This window comes from Devosia lucknowensis, assembly GCF_900177655.1.
Taxonomy (GTDB): domain Bacteria; phylum Pseudomonadota; class Alphaproteobacteria; order Rhizobiales; family Devosiaceae; genus Devosia; species Devosia lucknowensis.
On sequence record NZ_FXWK01000001.1, the window covers coordinates 1,493,832 to 1,514,799 of the forward strand.

The following is a 20,968-nucleotide window of genomic DNA, read 5'->3' on the forward strand; positions in this document are numbered from 1 at the left end:
TTTGCCGTGGATGGTGGGAAGCCTGCCACTGTTTCGGCCTACGCGCTTGGCCGCCAGCCACCGCCGGAGCGCTTGAGGCGCATCACGAAGCCGATCACCTCGGCGACGGCCTTGAAATGCTCGCCCGGAATGGTGTCGTCGATATCGACCGCTGCGAACAGCGCTCGCGCCAGCGGCGGATTTTCGACGATGGGGACGTCATTTTCCTTGGCCAGCTCGCGGATGCGGAACGCCACCGCGTCCGCGCCCTTGGCTACGCAGATCGGCGCCGCCATGGACTTGTCGTACTTGAGCGCCACGGCAAAGTGGGTCGGGTTGGTGATGACCACGGTTGCATCGGGCACCGCCGCCATCATGCGCTTGCGCGACCGCTCCTGCCGCAATTGCCGCAGGCGGCCCTTCACGTGGGGGTCGCCTTCTTGCTGCTTGTATTCCTCGCGCGTTTCCTGGACCGTCATCATCTGACGCTTCCACCATTTCTGCCGCATGTAGAAGAAATCAGCGGCCGCGATGGCAGTCACCACGGCCAGCACGGCCATGAAGATCTTGATCCCGATTTCCTGGAAATCGAGCAGGATCATGATCGGCTCGACGGTAACCATGGTCTCCAGCCGGTCCCGTTCCGGCCAGCACACCACGACGACGATCACCCCGACCAATGCGATCTTGACGAGGCCCTTGCCGAAATTGACGAGCGCATCGGGCGAGAACAATCGCTTGGCGCCGCTGAGTGGCGAAATCTTCGACAGCTTCGGCGTGATTGGATCGACCGACCAGACAGGCCGGTGCTGCACCAGATTGGCAAGGATGCCGCACACCATGAGGATCACGAGCGGAATGGTCGTCACGCCGATGACAGCAAATGCCAGACCGTTGAAGAAGTTTGAAAAGCCCGCACCTTCAACGTCGAACTGGTCGGCATTCATGATGATCAGCGCCAGCGAGCGGCCCAGTTCGCTGCTCACCCATGGCGACAGCATTGCAAAGACCACCGCCGAACCCAGCAGCATAAACCAGGTGGTGACTTCCTGGCTCTTGGCGACATCGCCCTTCTTGTGGGCATCGTCGAGCTTCTTTTGGGAAGGGTCTTCTGTTTTGGAGTCTTGTTCCGGGGCTTCGTCCGACATGCGCTAACCCCTCCACATCGCCAGATGATTCTCGAAGGCGGTGATGTACCAGCCCATCATCATCACGAGGAGAATCGCGAACAGCAGCAGGCCGACGATGATGTTGGCGGGCATCAGCACGAAGTAGACCTGCAGCTGCGGCATCAGGCGGGCCAGGATGCCAGCGCCCAGGTTGAACACAAGACCGAACACAATGAAGGGAGCCGACATCTGGACGCCGACCATGAAGGCGTTGGCCACCGTTCGTATGGCGATCTGCATCGCGTCGTCGAACATCAGCGGGTCGGTGGGCGAAAACACCATGTAGCTGTCGTAGATCGCCGCCAGCGCCATGTGGTGGAGATCGGTGGCAAAGATCAGCGTGATACCGAGGAACGACAGAAAGCTGGAAAACACCGCTCCCTGTGCACCGGCCTGCGTCGGGTCTGCGGCCAGGGCGCCCGAAAGACCGGTCTGGAACGCGACGATCGTACCGGCCACTGTTGTCGCCATGACCGTGATCCGGATGATTGCGCCGATGATCAGCCCGACGGCCAGCTCGTGGAAAAGCAGGCCGATGATCCCGGTGAGGTCATCAGGCATGGCGGGAATGACCGAGCTCAACAATGGAAAAACAACGAACGTGAACGCCAGGGCAAAGCCGAGGCGCATGCGTACCGGAATGGTCTGCTCGCCCAGCGCCGGCATCAGCATAAGCATGGCGCCAATGCGCATGAACAAAATGAAATAGGTGAAGGCGGTGGCCGGCAGCCAGTCGAGGCTGAGCGTCACCGTCAGCCGCCCACGATGATCATGTCGACCACGCGATCCATATAGCCGGCCATGGTCGCCCCGAGAAACGGTAGGGTGAGCAGCATGGTCACGAAGATCGCGATGATCTTGGGCACGAAGACCAGCGTCATTTCCTGGATCTGGGTCAGCGCCTGGAACAGCGCGATCACCACGCCGACGATCAGACCCACCAGCATCATCGGCATCGACACGATGATCAGCGTCCAGATGCCCTGGCTGGCAATGTCGAGCACTTCTGCGCCGGTCATGGGGCCTTTCCTGGTCGAATCGACAAGTAGTCTAGCAGATCGCGCTACCCAACATCATCACCGGTCCGCCCTCGGGCTCGACCCGACGACCATTGTCAACATCCATTGCGGCCATGGCGGGCCCGGGAAATGGTGCAGAAACGAGCCTAGATCGGCATCCGCATGATCTCTTCATAGGCAGAGATCACCCGGTCACGGATGGTGACCATGCTCTCGATGGCCATTTCGGTTTCGCTGAGGGCTGTCACCATGTCCACGACATTGGCCTTGCCGTTCACCATGTCGAGCGCCATCTGGTCGGCCTGCTTGCCGTGGTCGACCAGACCCTGAACGTTCTGTGCCAGGAGGTCGGCGAAATTGCCACCGGCGGCCGGGGCCGTCGCGGTCAGGTCCGCCTGCGGCTTGGCGGCCTGGTTGATCAGCCGGCTGGCATTGCCGTAAGCGGCGGCAGCGGCATTGAAGGGAGCGTTGATAGCCATTCTGGCGACCTTTCAGGAAACGATCAGCCGCGCAGGATGTCGAGCGTGCGCCCGAGCATCTGGCGGGTCACGGTGACCACGTTGAGATTGGCCTCGTAGCTGCGCTGGGCTTCGCGCATGTCGACCGTCTCGATCAGCGAGTTCACGTTTGGATACTGCACGTAGCCATTGGCATCGGCAGCCGGATGACCCGGTTCGTAACGGGAACTGAACGGGCTCTGGTCGTAGGCCAGCCGGCCAATCTCCACCACGCGCCCGCCAACCTCGGCGTCGTAGCTGGTCTGGAAGGTCGGGATGCGGCGGCGATACGGCTCGTCGCCCGGCGCCTTGCCGGCCGAGTCGGCATTGGCGATGTTTTCAGCGATGACACGCATGCGCGCCGTCTGGGCGTGAAGTCCGGTAGCGGCGATGCGCAGCGACGAATTGAAGTCCATGACCTAGCCCCTTATGCGTTCTTGCCCATCGCGACCCGCAGGATGCGGATGGATTTCTGGTACAGCGAGGTCGCGGCCTGATAATCCATCATGTTGGTCGTGACCTTCATCATCTCGTCTTCGAGCGTGATGCCGTTGCCTTCGGGTGTGACCTCGAAATTGGCCATACGCTGCGCTGCAAACGCGCCCTCGCCCGACGAAGCCGAAAAGTGCATCGGCTGCGTCACGGTCGTTGACACCGCGGACGAGCCCATCATCCCCTGGCGCTCGTTGAAGTCGTATTGCTTGAGGTCACGGCCGCGGTAGTTCGGCGTATCCGCATTGGCGACGTTTTCGGCGAGCAGTCCCTGGCGGGTCTGGTGCCAACGCATCTTGTCGGTCAGAGCCGAAAAGACGGGCATATCCATGAGGCCCATGGGCCGATCTCCGGGAACGTCTCAATTGGGCAATAATTGCCGGGCAAATGGTTAACCATCCGTTAACCAACGCCGCCATATCGCTAATCCAGCGATGCATTTTGAGAATTTCTGGGCAACACCGGGCAGGAATTGCCGATCTTTGATGGGCCTGCGGCTATTGCCCCGGCCGGAATCGCGCTATGTCCCAGCCTCGGCGGAATATACTTGGAGGCCTCGTCCGTGCAATTTCTCACCGGCCTGTTTGGCGGCAGCGGCAACACCATTCTTACAGTGGTCTTCGCACTGGGCATCGTCCTGGTGCTCATCGTGCTGGCCGTCTGGCTTCTGAAGTGGATCTCCAGTCTTTCGGGCAACGCCGTGCGCGGCCGCAACAAGCGGCTGGCCGTCGTCGACACGCTGTCGCTGGACCAGAAGCGGCAACTGGTGATCATCCGGCGCGACGATGTCGAGCACCTGATCCTTGTCGGTGGCCCGCAGGACCTTGTCGTCGAAAGCGGCATCGAGGTCGAGGACGTCCCGGTAGCGACTGCCCCCTCCCGCCGCCCCCTTCCCACGATCGCCCGCCAGCGCCCGGCTGAACCACTGGCCACAGTACCGCCGGTTCCGGCCCCTCAGCCCCAGGCTCCAGTGAAAGCCCCCCCTCCCGAGGCGGCGCCGGGAACCCTTCTCGCCGAACTCCAGAAGTCCGGGCACCCTGGCGACCGCAAGGCCCGGGTCTCCCTCCGTCAGACTGGCCTGCTGCGTCCCGTGACCGAGAAAACCGCGACGCAATCCGTGCAAAACCCCGATGCCGCGACCGGCCAGCGGGCCGACTCAGCTAAAGAGTTTGGCAACGACACGGCGAGCGAAGGCAACGCGGTTGAGCATCACGACGGAGACCAGGCCAACCGGAACTGATCCGGCGCGACGCCCGCGCTGGCGTCGTTACCTGCCGCTCGTCACCGCCGCAGGGTTCCTGATCCTCTGGACCAGCGGCGCCTTCGCGCAGGATCTTTCGATCGATTTCGGTGATGACGCGACGCTGACCGAGCGCGCCGTCCAGCTCATCGGCCTGATCACACTGCTCTCGCTCGCGCCCTCCATCCTGGTGATGGTGACGAGCTTCACCCGCATCGTGGTCGTCCTGTCGCTGTTGCGCACGGCGATCGGCCTGCAGACTGCGCCCCCGAACACAGTGATGGTGTCGCTGGCCCTGTTTCTGACAGCTTTCATCATGCAGCCGACGCTGCAGGCCAGTTACGACCAGGGTATCGCGCCGCTGATGGCTGGTCAGATCGAGTTCGCCGAAGCCTTTGATGCCAGCGCCGCACCGCTGCACGAATTCATGCGCGCCAACGTCCGCGACAAGGATCTCGAACTTTTCTTCGACCTGACGGAAGCCGAAGTACCGGCCGAACCCGAGGCCATTCCGCTGCAACTGCTGGTACCGGCCTTCATCATTTCCGAATTGCGGCGAGCCTTCGAAATCGGCTTCCTGCTGTTCCTGCCCTTCGTGGTCATCGATATGGTCGTGGCGTCCGTGCTCATGAGCATGGGCATGATGATGCTGCCGCCAGTGGTGATTTCCCTGCCCTTCAAGCTGATCTTCTTCGTGCTCGTGGACGGCTGGTACCTTGTGGCGGGCTCGCTTGTGCGAAGTTTCACGAGCTAGAGCGACGCGACACCATTGTTGGGCGTACTGGCAGTGAGCGGCGTCAACGCGCCCTCGCCCGCATAGGTCTCGCGATAGGACGAGAGGAATGCGCCGAGGCTGTCCACGGCTGCTACCTCAGCCGCCACCCGCTTGAACTCCAGGCTGGTGGTCTGGATCGGCCCGGTAACATAGTCGAACATCGGCCACTCCGGCGAAGCCACCATCTGCTCCCCGAACTTGGCGCGAAGCCGGGACAGGCCGAAGTCGTCCCCGGCCAGAACATAGCCTACCGCGGCCTTGATCACGCTCATCCGCGCAGCCTGATTGAGCGGCTTGCCCTTGGGCTCGGCGGCATAGATCGCTTCGATCATCTCGCCGGCCTGGCTGTAGCGACGCGCCTTCCAGTTGGCGTCGATGCGCAGCAGTTCGACATCCTTGCCGTCCATTGTGCTGATCAGATCGAGCGCCAGTTGGTCGCGACCGCCATCGATCATCGCCCGGGCCTCGAGAATCCTGCGCTGGCGCTGCAGCGACTCTGGCAGGCCCGGTAATTGCGTGGCATTGAGCACGCGAATGGCGTCCTGCGGCTTGCGATCTGCGAGGTAGATCACTGCCAGGTCCGATGCGATCTGGGTTCGCGCAACGCCGCGAAGGCGGTTGTCCAGCTGGTACTGCAGAAGGTCCGCCGCCTGTGGCAGCAGATCCACCCGTACCAGGCGGCGCGCAAGGTTGCGGATCATTTCGTCGCCGCGGGCGCCCGATGGGGTCAGGTGCTGGAAGTCGTAATAGATCGCCAGCGCTTCCACCGGGCCGATCGAGTCGGCCACACCGTTGAGGAAAAGGTCCGAGAACATCGCCTGAGCCTGGTCACGCAGGGCGTTGACCGATGGGCTTTCGGGATAGTTGGCAACGGCCGACTTCACCGTTTCGAACCCCAGGCGATAGTCGGAATTTCGGAAATAGAGCTGCGCCAGCAGCGTCTGCATCTCGGCCTCCAGCGCATCGCCCCGCCACAGCAGCGTCTCGGCGGCGAGCGTCTGCGTTCCCTTGGCGAGATCCAGCCGACCTTCCTTGTCCAGCAAGAGCAGAGTGCGATAGACCGCTTCGGCGCGCGTGGGCCGAACCTCGGAGGCGATGACCTGGCCATAGGTATCCAGCGCCTCCTGATTGCGGCTCTCGGCTTCGTCGACGCGTCCGGAGAGCAACTGATGCAGCGAGGCATCCTCGACGTTCAGGCTGGCGAAGTCGACGTCGTCGAGCATCCGCTGCGCAAAGCCTGAATCGCCCGCCTCGACGGCAGCGCGTGCCGCCGCAAGCCGGAAGCGATTGCGTGCCCATTCGGGGTAGCTCTCGGCAATCGTGCGGGCCTCGAGCGCGTCGAGCCGTGCGCCCTTGTAGTCCTGGGTGTCGGCACGGGCAACCGTACGCCAGAACAGAGCGTCCACGTCCTGATCCAGCGAAGGCGCATTGAGGATCGCGAGCGCATCGCGTGGCCGGCCGGCGAGGATGTCGGCGATGGACGCGGTGCTGCGAATCTCGCGCGTCAGGTCCGTGGCCTTCAATTCGTCCTGCAACACCTTCAGCACGCCGACGGCTTCCATCGCCAGACGATTGGCAGTGAGGTACTGCGCCAGCTTGAGCCGGGCAATGTCACGGTCCCTGCCCTCGCCCGCCGCGGCCGCAGCCTCCAGGTGATCGCGTTCCTCGACGAATTTCTTCGGGTCGCGCTGCTCAAGCGTCCCGAGGTCGAGATAACCGGCGCGGGCCTGTTCGCGGGCCTGCGCACCAACTGTGCGAAGCGTGTCGATCGCGGAGACGGTCAGCCCGCCATTGGTTGAAATCAGGGCATTGGGGCTGTCGATGCTGACATCGACATTGGGCGACTTCGGCTGCACGACAAGGCCGTGAACGCTCCTCAGTGCGGCGAAATCCACATAGTCCAGCGAACGCGTCAAACCCCGCGCCGGTGGATAGGCGGTCACGACCTTGAGCACGTCACCGACCAGAGGATCGCGGAAATCATGGACACGACCGGGCCGCGCAATGTCGGCGACCATTTCGAATGACCCTTCGACATCACGCCGGCGCGATAGCGACATCGGCTCGGTCGGGCTGAGCATCATGTCACCCAATGACAGCACCCAGGCCATGCCTTCCGAACCCAAGGTCGCCAACCGGTCCTGAGAAAGATCGAGGCGGACCACCTGCGTGTCGCCCGACGACAGGACCGCGAATTCGCTGGCAATCGGATCGAGCGCAGCCATGTCGGAAGGCGCCTCGATGCCACTCACGGTGTCGAACATCATCCAAACCGTGTCGCCGCGACGGAACACCGCTGCGGGCGTATCCTGCTCGAACGGGAAGACCAGACGAACGGTATTGCCGAGCACGTTGACAAACGGCGTGACGCTTTCAGCCGCTGTCGCCTGTAACGCCGCGATCCGGGGCGCCTCGGTCGCACCATGGGCGGCAGCGGCTTCCGCGGCATGCTGCTCAGCCTCGGCCGAGAGAGCCGCCGGCGTCAGCGTCGGCAGATCGAGGCCGGCCAGATCGATATCGAGCACATACTGCGATGGCGACGTGGCGTAGAACCGCGGGGTGACTCCCTCGGCGAAAATGAACGTCGCTGCCGCACCATCCGCCGAAGCGCCGGACTGCGCCGACACGATTTCCGCCGGCATATCGGTCAGCAGGTTGCCCAGATCGATGGTGACTGGCCATTCGAAGGTCGCAGCGCCGATCTCGCCCTGCTGCACGAACTCGCCTTCGGTGGGCACGGTCCAGTCGAACTGGAGGCGCAGGAAAGTCGCGTTGCGGCCGATACGCACGTTGACCTTGGGGTCGAGTTCGGCGGCCATTCGGGCCTTGCGTTCGCGTTCGGCCTCGATGGCAGCGATCCGGGCGCGCTCGGCCAGTTCAGCCACGACCTCCTGCGGCAATGCAGGCGGCATGCCCTGCCATGTGGCGGGCATCAGATCGATGAAGAGCTTCTCGCCGGCTTCGATCCGGTTGAAATTGAACCCGCTCTTGAGCGCCAACCGCAGGCCGCGGCGGTCGGGATCCACCCGCGCCATCGAGAGGTAGTTCGGCATGGTGACGGCAACGTCGGGCAAAAGGATATCGACGGGCTCCTCGAATTCGATGGAGACCACGTTGTTGTCGACGCGAAACTGATAGGGCGGAAGCGTATCGAGCGATGGAAAACTCAGGATCAGACGCGCGTAGCCGTCTTCCTCGGTGCCGTAGAGCTGGCCTTGGTCCTGGGCAAACGCCGGCTGAATAACGGCCAGCATGCTGACCATCGCCATCGTCGCAAAGGCGACGGAGACCCGGCGCCAACCTGTCCTGCTTGCGGTCTTCACCGGCTTCTGCCCGCCCGACGCATGTATGACGCGCATCTGGGCCGGAGAAGGCTCCGGTATCCTCAAAAAACGCGAGGGTTACAACACACGGGACACCGCGCCATTCTGGACGACCGCAGCCCCACTGTTCCAACCCTAGCGTCGGCTACTTAACGCGCCCCTAAGGGCATGCGGTGCAATTATCTATTGTCCAACGATTTGCGGCAGTGCTGCGAGGTCTTCCGGAGCCATCTGGTCGAGCGGATCGTTCGACGCGGACGCCATGCGCACAGTGAGTTCCTGCGCTCGGGCCGTATCCATTTCTGCCAGGATCGGCGCCATCTTCCGCGGGCTCATCATCTTGGCGACGCGCAACAGCACCTCGATATCGAGCGCGTTGAATATATTGGCAGCGTCACGCGGCTTCATGGTCTCGTACATAGCGACGATGCCCGCGAACTGCCCTTCTTCCATTTCCTTGCGCTGCTCGACCAGCCCCGCGATTTGCGCCTCGATGGCGCTGAGGGCCTGTTGACGTTCCTCGAGGCGCTTCTCGGCGGCTTCAACCAGCGACGCGCGCATCGCCAGTTCCTGCTCGTAGGTGTCGAGGTCCGTGCGGCGATCCGACAGGCGTTCAAGCAAGGCCTGCTCGGTCAGAGAGCCTTCGCCGCCCCCAAGGGGCTGAGCGCCCTCGGGCGTCAGCAGTTGCGGCACGGCGTCCGCCAGGGGCGGACAATCGGCCGGCAGCACGACCAGTTCACCTTCGCTGGTATCGGCTTCCGTCTCCTCGGATACCGGGCGCGGCGCACAGGCATTTTCTTCGGCAACGATATTGGTCGGCTGCCCGCCCTCGCCTGTCGCTGGAGTTCCGGCGGCACCAACGGGAGCGTCATGCGCGCCGTCCTCCGGCGCCGGAGCATCATGCCCGCCTTCGGCAGCTGCCGGGGCACCGTGGCCGGCCGCTGCAGGCGCTCCATGGCCGCCACTGGCGGGAGCCTCACCCAGCGTCGGGGTGCCGTCGCTGACAGTGGGACTGGAATCTTCGATGGTTGGTTCGCCGGGCAGAGTGATTGTCTCTCCGGGCGCAGCAGCCGCGCCATGCCCTGAACCCGACCCGCCGCCGGCTGCCCGCGCGATCGCCACGCCGGAGAGCACATAGCCCCCATTGGTCACCAGGCCCAGGGTCTTGAGGACCAGGAGCGCGGAAATCGCGAGAATGACGATCGGCAGCAGGCGAATTTTGGTCACGCAGCGGCTCCGCGGCTGCGCACGCGCTCGGACAACTGGGCCAGCGCGCTCTGCACCTTGTTCGGAGTTTCCACGGGCACCACGGGCTCGATGGCCTGGCTGTGGCGCGCGACGCTAGTAATCTTGGCGATGCGCTCCATCAGCACCGTGCCTGCGGTGACGTGATTGGCCAGCTCGATGCCGAAGCGCTCGGCTTCCTCGAGCCGTGCCGTCAGCGCCAGATCGGCCTCCACGGCACTCGACTTGAGCTCCTTGATGGCCTGGTTGGCCATATTGGTCGCGCCGACCAAATCGGCCACCATCTGTCGCATGGCATCCTTGTCCTGATGCAGGCGCTTGAGACGCCCATTCAGGATCATGCAATAGCCGATGGTCATGGCCAGCAGGATAGCCACGGCGCCTTCCACGAAAAGTCCAAGAGGCAGCCCGAACATCATCGTCCTTCCATCGTCTCGTCGATTGCCTCGAAGGCCGCCATGGTGACCTTGGGCGGGTTGAGCGGGCGCGTGACCCGCACTGAAACATGATTGCCGATATGGCCCATGATGGCCTCGGTCAGTTCGACATCGCCGCAGCGCAGCCGCACCGGATCGCTCGGGCTGCGCTCGAACATCAGCGTCTGACCCGGCTTCATGTCGAGAACTTTCGAAAGGGGCAGTTGCTGCTCGTGCAGCACCGCCTCGATCTCGACGTCGGCCTGGAAGATTTCGGTCGCCAGATGCCCTTCCCAGATGGGATCCCGGCCGAACTTTTCACCCATGAACATCTGCAGCAGCTGTTCGCGGATCGGTTCGATCGTCGCATAGGGAAGCAGAATTTCGATCTTGCCGCCGCGATCGTCCATCTCGATGCGGAGCTCGATCAGGATCGCCGCATTGCCCGGCCGCGAAATAGCGGCAAAGCGCGGATTGGTTTCCATCCGCTCAAGCTTGAAATTGATGGTCGTCACCGGCTCGAAGGCGCGGTGGGTGTCTTCAAGGATGACCTCGATCATCCGGCGTGCCAGCGCCATCTCGATGGTCGTGTAGGGTCGACCTTCGACGCGGATATTGCCGCCGACGCGACGCCCGCCGAGCAGCACGTCGATCATCGAATAGATCAGATTGCTGTCGACCGTGAGCAGGCCGTAATTCTCCCATTCTTCGGCCTTGATGACCGAAAGAATGGCGGGCAGCGGGATGGAATTGAGATAGTCGCCGAAACGGACCGAGGAAATCGAATCCATCGTCACTTCGACATTGTCGCTGGTAAAATTGCGCAGCGAGGTCGTCGACAATCGCACCAGGCGGTCGAAGACGATTTCGAGCATCGGCAGGCGCTCGTAGCTGACGAGAGCCGAATTGATCAGCGCCTGGACGCCCGTCAGTTCGACGTTGCTGCCAGCGCTGGCATCGAAGCCGAGGAGACTGTCGATTTCATCCTGGTTGAGCACACGATCGGCGCCGTTCTCGCCGTCGCCGTCACCGCCTTCGAGCATGGCAGCCCACTCAGCAGCGGCCGCGGCGGCGCGCTCCTCGTCGGTCATGCTGCTTTCATCGACGGGCGCGTCGGCATTGGGCGCCGAACCGATATCGTCCAGCCCCCAATCCTCGCTTAGCTTGTCCTGATCGCTCGGCCCCGCCATCACTGCACCAGGATTTCCTTGAACAGCACGCTGTTCACGTGGGCGGGGTAGATAGCCAGGTTCACGCGGCGCAGCAGCTCTTCCTTGAGCCGGTAAATGCCTGCCGAGCCTTCGAGGTCACTCTTGCGCAGCTCGCGCATATAAACCTGGAAGGCGTCGATGACCTTGGCCAGGCGCGGCTGGATTTCGGTCATCATGTGCTCGTCGGCGACTTCGAGGGCCACCGTCAGCTTCATGAACGACGGGTTGGCCTGCCCCTCGGAGTTGAGGTTCACCATCATCGGCGGCAGATTGAAGATGAAGGTGTCGTGCGCTTCCGTGGCCGCAGCCTCGCCATGAGCACCCTCGGCTGCCGCTTCGCCGCTGCCCGAGGATGACATGAAGAAAAAGAGTCCGCCGCCGGCCAGCAGCAGCACGACCACAGCCGCACCGATGATGATGAAGAGCTTTGGAATACCCTTCTTGGCCGGTGCCTCGGTTCCAACTTCTGCTTCCGCAGCCATATCACGGCCCTACCAAACGCCTGCGATTCCGGACAAACCCGGCTTCCGGACCAGCTAAGGCGCAGTTGGTTAACGAAGTCTTACCAAAGTCACTAAAGCGGCAGTTTTTGCCGGGCAGCAATTGCCGATTGCAACGATAAGGTCTGTACGAGGTTGCCGACGCCGTTTCATTAAGTGATTGATTTTATTAAAATTGTTCCATTGGCACGGTTTCTGCAAGGTAAATGGCGAGGCGACCGACTTGGGGAAGCAGGCCGTCTCGGGGAAAAACCGGGGACGATCCGATCATGATCGAAAACGCGCAAATCATCGGCCTTAGTCGCCAGATCGCCTTGCAGCGCCAGATGGATGTGGTGGCCAATAACATCGCCAACCTCAACACGTCCGGTTTCAAGGCCGAGCAGCTCCTGTTCGAGGAGTATGTGATGCCCGTCGCCCGTGACCAGGATTTCCCCCTGCTCGATCAGCCACTGTCCTATGTGCAGGATTGGGCGACCGTCCACGACCTCAGCGGCGGCGCCATCGTCCAGACCGGCAACGAGCTCGACGTCGCGCTCAACGGTGATGGCTTCTTCGCCGTCCAGACCGCTGGCGGCGAACGCTGGACCCGCTCGGGCTCCTTCCAGCTCAACAACCAGGGCACGCTGGTCGATCTCTCGGGCAATCCCGTGCTCGGCTCCGGCGGCCCAATTACTTTCGGCCCCGAGGAAGTGGGCATAACCATTGGTGCTGACGGTTCGATCTCGTCCAGCGCCGGGGCCAAGGGTCAGCTGCGGATCGTCGAATTCGCCAATGCCCAGCAACTGACGCGCGAAGGCTCGAACCTGTTCGCTGGCGGTCAGCCGACGCCGGCGGTCGCCACCAGCGTCATGCAGGGCCATGTCGAGCGCTCCAACGTCTCCGGCGTCTCCGAGATGGCCGAAATGATCCGCGTGCAGCGGGCTTACGAGTCCGCCGCGTCGCTGGCCCAGAAGCAGGATGAAATGCGCCGCAACGCCATCCAGCGCCTTGGCGACACCAACGCTTGAACCTGAGGACCTGACCGATGAAAGCTCTTTATATCGCATCGACCGGCATGGGCGCCCAGGAACGCAATGTCGAAGTCATTTCCAACAACATCGCCAATATGCGCACCACTGGCTACAAGCGCCAGCGCGCCGAGTTTCAGGACCTGCTCTACAGCCAGATCACCCGCGCCGGCTCCCAGACGTCGGACCAGGGCACCATGGTTCCCGCTGGCCTTGAAATCGGCTCGGGCGTGCGCACTGTGGCTACCCCGCGCATCATGAGCCAGGGTTCGGTCAACATGACCGAAGGCGAGCTCGACGTCGCCATCCGCGGCGAAGGCTTCTTCATGGTGCAGCTGCCGGATGGCCGCACGGCCTATACCCGCGACGGCTCCTTCGAGCGCGATGCCGAAGGCACGCTCGTCACCTCCAACGGGTACACCATCGATCCCGGCATCAGCATTCCGGGCGATGCCCGCGGCGTGTCCATTTCGCCCGATGGCACGGTCGAGGCTTTTGTCGGCACTGACACCATTCCGACGCAGATTGGGCAGCTCCAGCTGGCCCGCTTCGTCAACAAGTCCGGCCTCGAGTCGATGGGCGACAACCTGTTCCTCGAAACCGCGGCCAGCGGTGCGGCACAGGTTGGCGTGCCGAACGCCAACGGCACCGGCGACCTTCTGCAGGGCTACCTCGAAATGGCCAACGTCAATTCCGTCACGGAAATCGCCGACCTCATCGCCGCCCAGCGCGCTTATGAGATGAACGCGCGTGTGATCTCGGGCGCCGACGAGATGATGCGTGCCACAAGCCAGCTGAGCTGAGGAGGTTGATCATGAACACACTTCGCCTTCTTACCCTGGCCCTCGCGTTCTCGGTTTCTGGCACGGTTATCGCCGCACCCGTGCTGCGCGCCGACGTCACCGTGAGCGCCCCCGTCGTCACCGTTGGCGACATGTTCGAAGAGGCAGGCCTGCTCGCGGAGCAGCCGCTGTTCCGCTCGCCGCTTCCGGGCACAACCGGCAATGTTGATCTCAACGCCGTTCGTTCGGCAATGGCTCGCATCGGCGTCACCGACATCAATGTGAACGGTCTGTCGCAGGTGCGCGTCTCCCGTGACGCAGCAGTCATTGACCACGACCTTCTCGCAAGCCTTATCGCCGATGACATGCGCCACCGCGGTATCCTCGGCAACGGCATGACGGCCAATATGCTGTTCAGCGTACCCGTCGAGGGAATCAAGGTCGCCATCAGCGACACCCCCGCCCGCCTCGAGAGCCTGCGCTACCTTCCGGGCAACGGCACCTTCTCGGCGCGCTTCCTGCTCTCGGGCATCGAACGGCCGTTCGACGTCACCGGAACGATCGAGCTCAGCATTGACGCTCCGCACCTGGTCTCCGGCCTTCCCGCCGGCACCGTGCTGCGCCCCGACCACATCGTGATGCGGCCCATGCCTGTCTTGCAAGCCGACGCCCAAGGCGTCGCTTCGCTCGACCAGCTTGTCGGCATGGCGCTCAATCGCCAGAGCCGGGACGGCATGCTGCTGCGCGCCAGCGATGTGTCGACACCCCTGGCCGTCGCCAAGAACGACCCCGTCACCATCTACTTCCGCCAGGGTCCGATGACCCTGACCGTCAAGGGCCAGGCCGTTACCGGCGCTGCAACAGGCGCCCCTCTCCAGGTCCTCAATCTCGTTTCGCGTCGTGTCATCAGCGCCACCGTCGTGGCCCCGGGTGCCGTGGAAGTCACTTCCGCACCGATGACGCTGGCCGGCCTCTAATCCAAGGGACAGATGAAAATGAACATCGCCAAGATCGCAACCATCCTGACCCTCACCCTGATGCTGGGCGCGTGCAACACCATGGATCGCCTCGCCAATGTCGGACAGGCCCCGGCGCTGACCGCCATTGCCGACCCCACCACCACCGCAGGTTACCAGCCGGTGCGCATGCCGATGCCCGAACCCATTGCCGACACCTACCAGCCCAATTCGCTCTATCGCACCTCGGCCAAGGGTTTCTTCAAGGACGAGCGCGCTCACCGGGTCGGCGACATCCTAACGGTGATGGTCACCATCGACGACAGCGCCAAGATCAACAACAACACCCAGCGCAATCGGACGTCGAGCAACACGGCAGGCATGGGCGGCCTCTTCGGGGCTGCCTTCTCCAACGCGACCAGCGAAGCCGAGCTCAACGTCGATCCGGGCGCCGCAGTGGAATTCAACTCCGGTATCCGTGATGCCGGCAATGGCTCGGTCAACCGCAGCGAAGCCTTGGAGACTTCGGTCGCCGCTGTCGTCACCCAGGTACTGCCGAACGGCAATCTTGTCATCGAGGGCCGACAGGAAGTGCGCGTGAACTTCGAAGTCCGCGACCTCATCGTCGCCGGTATCGTCCGTCCCTCCGATATCCAGGCCAACAACACCATTCCGTCCACCAAGATTGCCGAAGCCCGCATTTCCTACGGTGGCCGCGGTCAGATCACAGACGTGCAGCAGCCGCGCTATGGCCAGCAGGCACTCGACGCCATCCTGCCCTTTTAGAAGGCAACAAGTTCGGCGGCGCCTCCCCCATGCGCCGCCGCGTTCCCCGGCCGAACCAGAAGAGTTCGGCACGGCCCCAAGCGCAGAATGCGCCGGGCCTTCTCCAGGGCTCCTGCTCCCCAGGCTCGGAGCCCTTCCCCAACGAGGCGCAGCTCCCCCGGGCTGCGCCTCTCCCTTTTTGGGAACCCTCAGAGCTTTGCCCTGTTCAACTGGCAGGCAAGCAAGGAGAACGGCATGCCCATGATGATCGTAACCATGCTCGGCACGGGCATCGGCGGAGGCATCGGAGTAGTCATAGGCAATACCCTCGTGGGGATATTTCTTGGCGCCTTCGTCGGGGCACTGGTCGGCGGCCTCCTTCTGCCGCGTATCTGGCGCAGGTCGTGACCGATGAAAGAGGAGCAAGACCAGATGAGCTTTGGTGTTGGACTGGCCATTGGCGTAGCGGTTGGTGTGGCGATCGGCGCTGTCATGGACAATATCGGCATGGGGATCGCGATCGGGGCGGGCATCGGCATGGCACTGGGTGGCGCGATCTACGCGTTGCAGTCGGAGCGGCCCGACAAATAGAGCTCTGCGCTACCGGCGCTTGATCCTCCGGCGCGACTGTGGGACCAAGTGGTGACTTCAGGAGCCTCTCATGTCCTTTCAGAAACTCGATGACCTTGGCCACAAGCTGGAGGCGCTCGAGCATGCCCTCTCCATCCTCGGCGCCGACGAAGCCACGCATATGGCAGTCGGTGGCGGCGAAAAGCGTGCCGAGGCCATGTCGAACCTCGCCGGCATGTACCATGCTCAGGCCACCTCGCCCCAGATCGCCGACTGGATCGCCGACGCACGCGACGAGGATCTGAACGCCGATCAGCGCATCGCACTCGACGAGTTTGAACGCAACTATATCAACGCGACCTGCCTTCCGACCGAATTCGTAGAGCGGCGCACGGCCGCTACGATGCGTTCCGAACAGCTCTGGCGCGACCTCCGGGCCAAGGGCGATTGGAACAGTTTCCTGCCTGCGCTGGAGGGCGTGATCGGGCTTGTCCGCGAAGAGGCCGAGCTGCGCTCGGCCGCCACTGGCCTGGCACCCTACGACGCCCTGATGGACCAATATGACCCCGGCAATCGCACCGCAGGCATCGACGCCGTCTTCGCCGACCTGAAGTCTTTCCTCAAGGACTTTGTCCCCACGGCCCTTTCGGTTCAGGAAGAGCGTCTGTCGCGCACGCCGCGCAAGGCGCTCAACGCCCCCTTCCCCATCGAGAGGCAGCGAGAACTCGGCTTGGCCGCCATGCGGGCCGTCGGTTTCGACTTCACCCACGGCTCACTTGCCGTATCCCACCATCCGTTCTGCGGCGGCGTTCCCACGGACGTGCGCATGACCACGCGCTATCGCACCGACGAGTTCCTGTCCTCGCTCATGGGCGTTCTTCATGAGACCGGTCATGCGCTGTACGAACAGGGCCTTCCCAAGGATTGGTCGCACTGGCCGCTCGGCAAGGCTCGTGGCATGGGCATGCACGAGAGCCAGAGCCTCTTCGTCGAAATGCAGATCGCCCGCAGCCCGGAATTCTGGGAGTTCCTGCTGCCTGTCGTGCACGATACGCTCGGGGCCGACGCTTTGGCCGGCTGGACGATCGAGGACGTGCTCAACGAGGTCAACTTCGTCGAGCGCGGCTACATCCGCGTCGATGCGGACGAGGTCACCTATCCCCTCCACGTAATCCTGCGCTACGAACTCGAACAGCAGCTGGTTTCCGGGGCACTCGAAGCGCGCCACATTCCAGAAGCATGGGATGCGAAAATGTCGGAGTATCTGGGCATTTCCACCATCAACGATGCCAAGGACGGCCCCATGCAGGACGTGCACTGGCCAGGCGGCGCCTTTGGCTACTTCCCCAGTTATACCCTGGGCGCGATGATCGCCGCGCAGCTTGGCGCCGCCATGGCCAAGGATCTGCCCGATATGAAGGATCAGGTACGGCGCGGCGACTTCAGCGCCATCAATCAGTGGCGTGCCGATCGCATCTGGTCCCAGGCGTCGCGTGGGTCTACCCCGGACCTCATTACCCGCGCCACTGGCGAGCCTCTCAACGCCGACAATTTCAAGGCACACCTGCAGCGGCGCTACGGCGCATAAACGCTGGAAAATCATCAACTTGCACAAGGCAGCGGACTCTGGCGTTTCGCTGCCTTGTTCATGAACCCAATCTGAATCGACACTTCAGGTGGCATTCCGGATCAGTCTTTTAGAACAGTCTCATCAACGAGCGGTCGGAGGGACCGCAGCCCCTAAAGGAGACGTCTGAAATGATCCGCAAGCTTCTCGTCACTGCCCTGACCGCCACCCTGATCGTCAGCGCTGCAGCACCTGCCATGGCCAACAGCCTCTACATCGAGCAGTATGGCTGGGGCAACGCCGTCGGCGGCGGCCAGTCCGGCTGGAACAACAAGTTCGGCACCTACCAAAACGGCAAGTGGAACACTGCCGTTTCCAACCAGAATGGCGGCAACAACACCTCGGCCGTCGGCCAGCAGGGCAAGAACAACTACGGCGACGTCTACCAGAATGGCTGGAACAACCAGGGTGGTGTCGGGCAGTTCGGCCAGGACCATAACGCGATCCTGACCCAGGACGGCAATGGCAACGTCGCCGCCGGTGTTCAGGTCGGCAAGGGCTGCAACGCCAATATGGTGCAGCACGGTTCGGGCAATGTGAGTGCATTCGTCCAGGTTTGCCCGTAACGGCACCCTGCCGGGCCGGCCTTTGGCCAGCCCGGTCGCCCGTGACCAGAGGAGGACATCATGGTTCCATCGAGTTTCCGTATCGCCGCGCTGGCCCTCGGGGCCGTGGCGATTGGCGGCATTGCAGCGCAGGCCAATGGCGGCAGCAGTGCCGGCCTCGACTGCGGCATCAACAGTCAGACCCAGGGCGGCATGATTGCCATCGAGGCGGTGGTGAACAGCCCCGTTGCCCTTTCGGGCGAGTATCGGCTCTCGCTCAATAGCCACGGCAATGGCGGCTCGAGCAACATCAACCAGGGCGGCGCGTTCACCGCAGCGGCCGGTACGCCTCTGGCGCTCGGCAAGGTGATGGTCAATGCAGGCTCAGAAATCGATATCGACTTCACCATCACCCACGGCGGCAAGGAGTTCGACTGCTCCGCGCCCCTGACGACCCACACCTGACCTACAGCACATCACAACCACTGGCCCCGCTTCGGCGGGGTCTTTTGTTTGCTTTGGCCGTTTCGATGAACGCCATCTGAATGGAGCGCTCCGAACCGGTTCAGGCCATGCGCTCTAGGGTCATCCCAAGCGCCGGGTAAGGCCGGCAAGGGAACACAAACACCTTCGGGAGAAATCAGATGACCACTCGCTTCACCAAGACGATCGCCGTCGCCCTCACCGCCAGCCTGATCGGCCTGGCCGCCAGCCCGGCCATGGCCGCCGGACAAATTTCCTTCGGCTTCGCACCGAGCGACCCGGATCAGGCCAAGGCACTGGGGGTGGGCCTGCAGATGTTCTCTCTGGTCAAGGGATTGTCCGGAACCGGAGCCGACGTCTACCAGAACGGCAACGGCAACTCGGCCGGCGGCAGCCAGAATGGATCGAACAACCACGGCCTGATCTGGCAGGAGGGCAATGGCCACAACGGCACCGTGCACCAGAACGGAAACAACAACAGTTGCGGCCTGTTCCAGTTCGGCGAAGCCACCGACGCCCAGTGCCTTCAGAACGGCGACAACCAGTCCGGCATCACGACTGTCTTCGGCTTCTGAACGTATCGCTACAGCATGCCTCTGGCGGGTCCACGGGCCCGCCTTTGTTTTTTCGCCTTCGCGGAAAAGAATGTGCGAGAAAATGTCGAAGCCGTGCGAGACCACTCGTCGGCTCGGCAGGAAGGCGATGATGCCTTCAGTCTCAAGGAGCCAGAAATGCGCGTTATCGTTTTCGTCAAGGCCACTGCCGACAGTGAAAAGGGCGTCATGCCTCCCAGCGAACTGCTCGAAGCCATGGGTCGCTATAATGAGGAGCTGATCAATGCCGGGATCATGCTGGGCGGCGATGGACTGAAGCCAACCCAGTATGCCAAGCGCATCCGCTTCAGCGGCTCCGACCGGTCGGTAATCGATGGCCCGTTTGCCGAGACCAAGGAGCTGGTGTCCGGCTACTGGATCTGGGAAGTGCGCGACATGGACGAGGCGGTCGCCTGGGTAAAGCGCTGCCCAAACCCCATGATGGAAGACAGCGAGATCGAAATTCGCCCTGTCTTTGAGCTGGACGCCTTCGAGGAGCAGATGACCCCGGAAATTCAGGCGATCCATGACCGTAATCGCGATCAGATGCAGCGCTGAAACAAAAAAGCCCGCACTGCTGCGGGCTTTTTCAATTCCTCACGTGGTCCAGACTATTCGTCGCGATAGACCTTCTCGCGGCGCTCGTGCAGCTCCTGGGCCTCCAGGCTCAGGGTGGCGGTGGGACGCGCATCGAGACGGGCGAGCCCGATCGGATCGCCGGTTTCCTCGCAATAGCCGTAGGTACCATCATCGATGCGCTTGAGTGCCGCATCGATCTTGGAGATCAGCTTGCGCTGACGGTCGCGTGTGCGCAGTTCCAGGGAACGGTCGCTCTCCGAGCTGGCCCGGTCGGCCATATCGGGGTGGTTCTGGCTTTCTTCCTGCAGGTTTTCGAGCGTCAGGCGGCTTTCCCGCAAGATCTCGTCCTTCCAGGCATGAAGCTTGTTCCGAAAATACTCCCGCTGGCGCGGGTTCATAAACGGCTCGTCCTCGCTGGGTCGATAATCCGTAAGTTCAACCGAAGACATCAGCAGACTCAACTCCAATGCGCCCTTGGCGGCCTATATATGCGCGTCCTCGGGCCCCGGCAAGCAAACAAGTTACGTCTCGTTAACGCAGGAAACATTGCCCTGCCAGCAGCATAGCTTTGCGCTGACAACATCTTGATGACGAAGGGGCAATTGTGCCTCGCTCAAAACTGGGGAAAGCGCCCCAACTTGGCGAGTTCGACCCGCACCCTGAGCTCGATATCGTCGATCACGGCGTCGAGGCCAGGCTCCACCCGCTCGCGCAACTGCCCCAGCTGCAGCACCATCGTGTCGAGACGCTCCGCCGAGACTTTCCCCACGAGAAGGTCGGCCTTCATGGCCTCGAGCAGATCGAGCAGGCCGCGGCCGCGCTTGACCGACTTGCGGCGGCTCTCTGTGAAATCGCCCACTGCCTGCAAAGCGAGGATGGCGTCGAGCCCGGCCGTCGGCGCGACAGGCGCGGAGGTATTGACGCGTGCGGCACTGGTCTCACCCGCTGGCACGAAGGCGGGTCCGCTGCCGGCCTTGCCGGTGGCGCTCCGCCCAGCAACACCGCTGGTTCGATTTGTGGCGTCGATACGCACGAGACCTGACTCACTTCAGATGCGACTACCGGCAAAATCTGCCCACCGAGGTTAACAGGGCATTAACGGGCCCGGCAAGAATTGCAGGGCGCAACCTGCGACTGTCGACAGTCGGTCGGGACCGCTGCAAATACCACAATTAAATCAATCAACTAATCC

General features: G+C 62.7%; 27 protein-coding genes. 14 read left to right on the forward strand and 13 right to left on the reverse strand.

All coding sequences use genetic code 11. The features are described from left to right. Window positions 1–38 precede the first annotated feature (38 nt). The 6 genes from flhB to flgB form a co-directional block, all read right to left on the reverse strand. Window positions 39–1,127: a flagellar biosynthesis protein FlhB gene (gene flhB, locus CCK88_RS07290; protein ID WP_086469798.1), complete on the reverse strand. Its 1,089-nt coding sequence runs from the start codon at window positions 1,125–1,127 to the stop codon at window positions 39–41. 3 nt (window positions 1,128–1,130) lie between these two features. Next, entirely contained in the window at window positions 1,131–1,898 is a 768-nt protein-coding gene (fliR, locus tag CCK88_RS07295; protein ID WP_244557451.1) for a flagellar biosynthetic protein FliR, read from the reverse strand. A gap of 2 nt (window positions 1,899–1,900) precedes the next feature. After that, complete coding sequence (gene fliQ, locus CCK88_RS07300; protein ID WP_086469799.1) at window positions 1,901–2,167, reverse strand: flagellar biosynthesis protein FliQ; 267 nt, start codon at window positions 2,165–2,167, stop codon at window positions 1,901–1,903. A 146-nt stretch (window positions 2,168–2,313) separates the two neighbouring features. Further along, on the reverse strand, window positions 2,314–2,646 hold the full coding sequence (fliE, locus tag CCK88_RS07305; protein WP_086469800.1) for a flagellar hook-basal body complex protein FliE: 333 nt from the start codon (window positions 2,644–2,646) through the stop codon (window positions 2,314–2,316). A 23-nt stretch (window positions 2,647–2,669) separates the two neighbouring features. Then, a complete protein-coding gene (gene flgC / locus CCK88_RS07310; protein WP_086469801.1) occupies window positions 2,670–3,080 on the reverse strand; it encodes a flagellar basal body rod protein FlgC in 411 nt (136 codons plus the stop codon). Window positions 3,081–3,091: 11 nt separating this feature from the next. Beyond that, complete coding sequence (flgB, locus tag CCK88_RS07315; RefSeq protein ID WP_086469802.1) at window positions 3,092–3,496, reverse strand: flagellar basal body rod protein FlgB; 405 nt, start codon at window positions 3,494–3,496, stop codon at window positions 3,092–3,094. A gap of 222 nt (window positions 3,497–3,718) precedes the next feature. On the opposite strand from flgB, the gene CCK88_RS07320 reads away from it, so the two are divergent. Then, the gene (locus CCK88_RS07320) at window positions 3,719–4,396 is read left to right on the forward strand and encodes a FliO/MopB family protein (protein ID WP_210189910.1); all 678 of its coding nucleotides are present in this window, start codon (window positions 3,719–3,721) and stop codon (window positions 4,394–4,396) included. Beyond that, the gene (gene fliP, locus CCK88_RS07325; RefSeq protein WP_425290615.1) at window positions 4,359–5,150 is read left to right on the forward strand and encodes a flagellar type III secretion system pore protein FliP; all 792 of its coding nucleotides are present in this window, start codon (window positions 4,359–4,361) and stop codon (window positions 5,148–5,150) included. The genes CCK88_RS07320 and fliP overlap by 38 nt, the downstream gene beginning before the upstream one ends. On the opposite strand, the gene CCK88_RS07330 is transcribed toward fliP, so the two are convergent. Further along, window positions 5,147–8,425 carry a hypothetical protein gene (locus tag CCK88_RS07330; protein ID WP_140048914.1) on the reverse strand — a complete coding sequence of 1,093 codons (3,279 nt, stop codon included), beginning with the start codon at window positions 8,423–8,425 and terminating at the stop codon, window positions 5,147–5,149. The genes fliP and CCK88_RS07330 overlap by 4 nt on opposite strands. On the opposite strand from CCK88_RS07330, the gene CCK88_RS07335 reads away from it, so the two are divergent. After that, entirely contained in the window at window positions 8,424–8,633 is a 210-nt protein-coding gene (locus CCK88_RS07335; RefSeq protein WP_086469806.1) for a hypothetical protein, read from the forward strand. The genes CCK88_RS07330 and CCK88_RS07335 overlap by 2 nt on opposite strands. Window positions 8,634–8,677: 44 nt before the next feature. On the opposite strand, the gene CCK88_RS07340 is transcribed toward CCK88_RS07335, so the two are convergent. From CCK88_RS07340 to CCK88_RS07355, 4 genes are read right to left on the reverse strand one after another with little or no spacing between them, the layout of a single operon-like run. Further along, complete coding sequence (locus CCK88_RS07340) at window positions 8,678–9,721, reverse strand: MotE family protein (protein WP_086469807.1); 1,044 nt, start codon at window positions 9,719–9,721, stop codon at window positions 8,678–8,680. After that, window positions 9,718–10,155 (reverse strand): DUF6468 domain-containing protein, encoded by a 438-nt coding sequence (locus tag CCK88_RS07345; RefSeq protein WP_140048915.1) that lies wholly within the window; start codon window positions 10,153–10,155, stop codon window positions 9,718–9,720. Before CCK88_RS07345 ends, CCK88_RS07340 begins: the two co-directional genes overlap by 4 nt. Then, entirely contained in the window at window positions 10,155–11,345 is a 1,191-nt protein-coding gene (gene fliM / locus CCK88_RS07350; protein ID WP_086469809.1) for a flagellar motor switch protein FliM, read from the reverse strand. Before fliM ends, CCK88_RS07345 begins: the two co-directional genes overlap by 1 nt. Beyond that, window positions 11,345–11,848: a flagellar basal body-associated FliL family protein gene (locus CCK88_RS07355; protein WP_086469810.1), complete on the reverse strand. Its 504-nt coding sequence runs from the start codon at window positions 11,846–11,848 to the stop codon at window positions 11,345–11,347. Before CCK88_RS07355 ends, fliM begins: the two co-directional genes overlap by 1 nt. Before the next feature lie 290 nt (window positions 11,849–12,138). Between CCK88_RS07355 and flgF the strand changes: the two genes are divergently transcribed. The 11 genes from flgF to CCK88_RS07410 all read left to right on the forward strand — a co-directional run bounded on the left by flgF (window position 12,139) and on the right by CCK88_RS07410 (window position 19,755). Further along, window positions 12,139–12,876: a flagellar basal-body rod protein FlgF gene (gene flgF, locus CCK88_RS07360; protein WP_086470859.1), complete on the forward strand. Its 738-nt coding sequence runs from the start codon at window positions 12,139–12,141 to the stop codon at window positions 12,874–12,876. A gap of 17 nt (window positions 12,877–12,893) precedes the next feature. Then, window positions 12,894–13,679 carry a flagellar basal-body rod protein FlgG gene (gene flgG / locus CCK88_RS07365; RefSeq protein WP_086469811.1) on the forward strand — a complete coding sequence of 262 codons (786 nt, stop codon included), beginning with the start codon at window positions 12,894–12,896 and terminating at the stop codon, window positions 13,677–13,679. Window positions 13,680–13,690: 11 nt separating this feature from the next. Beyond that, on the forward strand, window positions 13,691–14,635 hold the full coding sequence (gene flgA / locus CCK88_RS07370) for a flagellar basal body P-ring formation chaperone FlgA (protein ID WP_140048916.1): 945 nt from the start codon (window positions 13,691–13,693) through the stop codon (window positions 14,633–14,635). A gap of 18 nt (window positions 14,636–14,653) precedes the next feature. Then, window positions 14,654–15,400: a flagellar basal body L-ring protein FlgH gene (gene flgH / locus CCK88_RS07375; RefSeq protein WP_086470860.1), complete on the forward strand. Its 747-nt coding sequence runs from the start codon at window positions 14,654–14,656 to the stop codon at window positions 15,398–15,400. 234 nt (window positions 15,401–15,634) lie between these two features. Further along, a complete protein-coding gene (locus tag CCK88_RS18395; protein WP_170926386.1) occupies window positions 15,635–15,787 on the forward strand; it encodes a hypothetical protein in 153 nt (50 codons plus the stop codon). 24 nt (window positions 15,788–15,811) lie between these two features. Then, entirely contained in the window at window positions 15,812–15,970 is a 159-nt protein-coding gene (locus CCK88_RS18400; protein WP_086470861.1) for a hypothetical protein, read from the forward strand. Window positions 15,971–16,040: 70 nt separating this feature from the next. Next, a complete protein-coding gene (locus CCK88_RS07390; protein ID WP_086469814.1) occupies window positions 16,041–17,537 on the forward strand; it encodes a carboxypeptidase M32 in 1,497 nt (498 codons plus the stop codon). A gap of 170 nt (window positions 17,538–17,707) precedes the next feature. Then, window positions 17,708–18,142 (forward strand): curlin, encoded by a 435-nt coding sequence (locus CCK88_RS07395; RefSeq protein WP_086469815.1) that lies wholly within the window; start codon window positions 17,708–17,710, stop codon window positions 18,140–18,142. Between the two features lie 60 nt (window positions 18,143–18,202). Then, entirely contained in the window at window positions 18,203–18,586 is a 384-nt protein-coding gene (csgH, locus tag CCK88_RS07400) for a curli-like amyloid fiber formation chaperone CsgH (RefSeq protein WP_086469816.1), read from the forward strand. Window positions 18,587–18,765: 179 nt separating this feature from the next. Continuing rightward, on the forward strand, window positions 18,766–19,179 hold the full coding sequence (locus tag CCK88_RS07405; RefSeq protein WP_086469817.1) for a hypothetical protein: 414 nt from the start codon (window positions 18,766–18,768) through the stop codon (window positions 19,177–19,179). A 156-nt stretch (window positions 19,180–19,335) separates the two neighbouring features. After that, complete coding sequence (locus CCK88_RS07410; RefSeq protein WP_086470862.1) at window positions 19,336–19,755, forward strand: YciI family protein; 420 nt, start codon at window positions 19,336–19,338, stop codon at window positions 19,753–19,755. Window positions 19,756–19,808: 53 nt separating this feature from the next. On the opposite strand, the gene dksA is transcribed toward CCK88_RS07410, so the two are convergent. Both dksA and CCK88_RS07420 read right to left on the reverse strand, forming a co-directional pair. Next, entirely contained in the window at window positions 19,809–20,225 is a 417-nt protein-coding gene (gene dksA / locus CCK88_RS07415) for an RNA polymerase-binding protein DksA (RefSeq protein ID WP_086469818.1), read from the reverse strand. Window positions 20,226–20,389: 164 nt separating this feature from the next. Further along, on the reverse strand, window positions 20,390–20,809 hold the full coding sequence (locus CCK88_RS07420; protein WP_086469819.1) for a flagellar assembly protein FliX: 420 nt from the start codon (window positions 20,807–20,809) through the stop codon (window positions 20,390–20,392). Window positions 20,810–20,968: the final 159 nt, after the last annotated feature.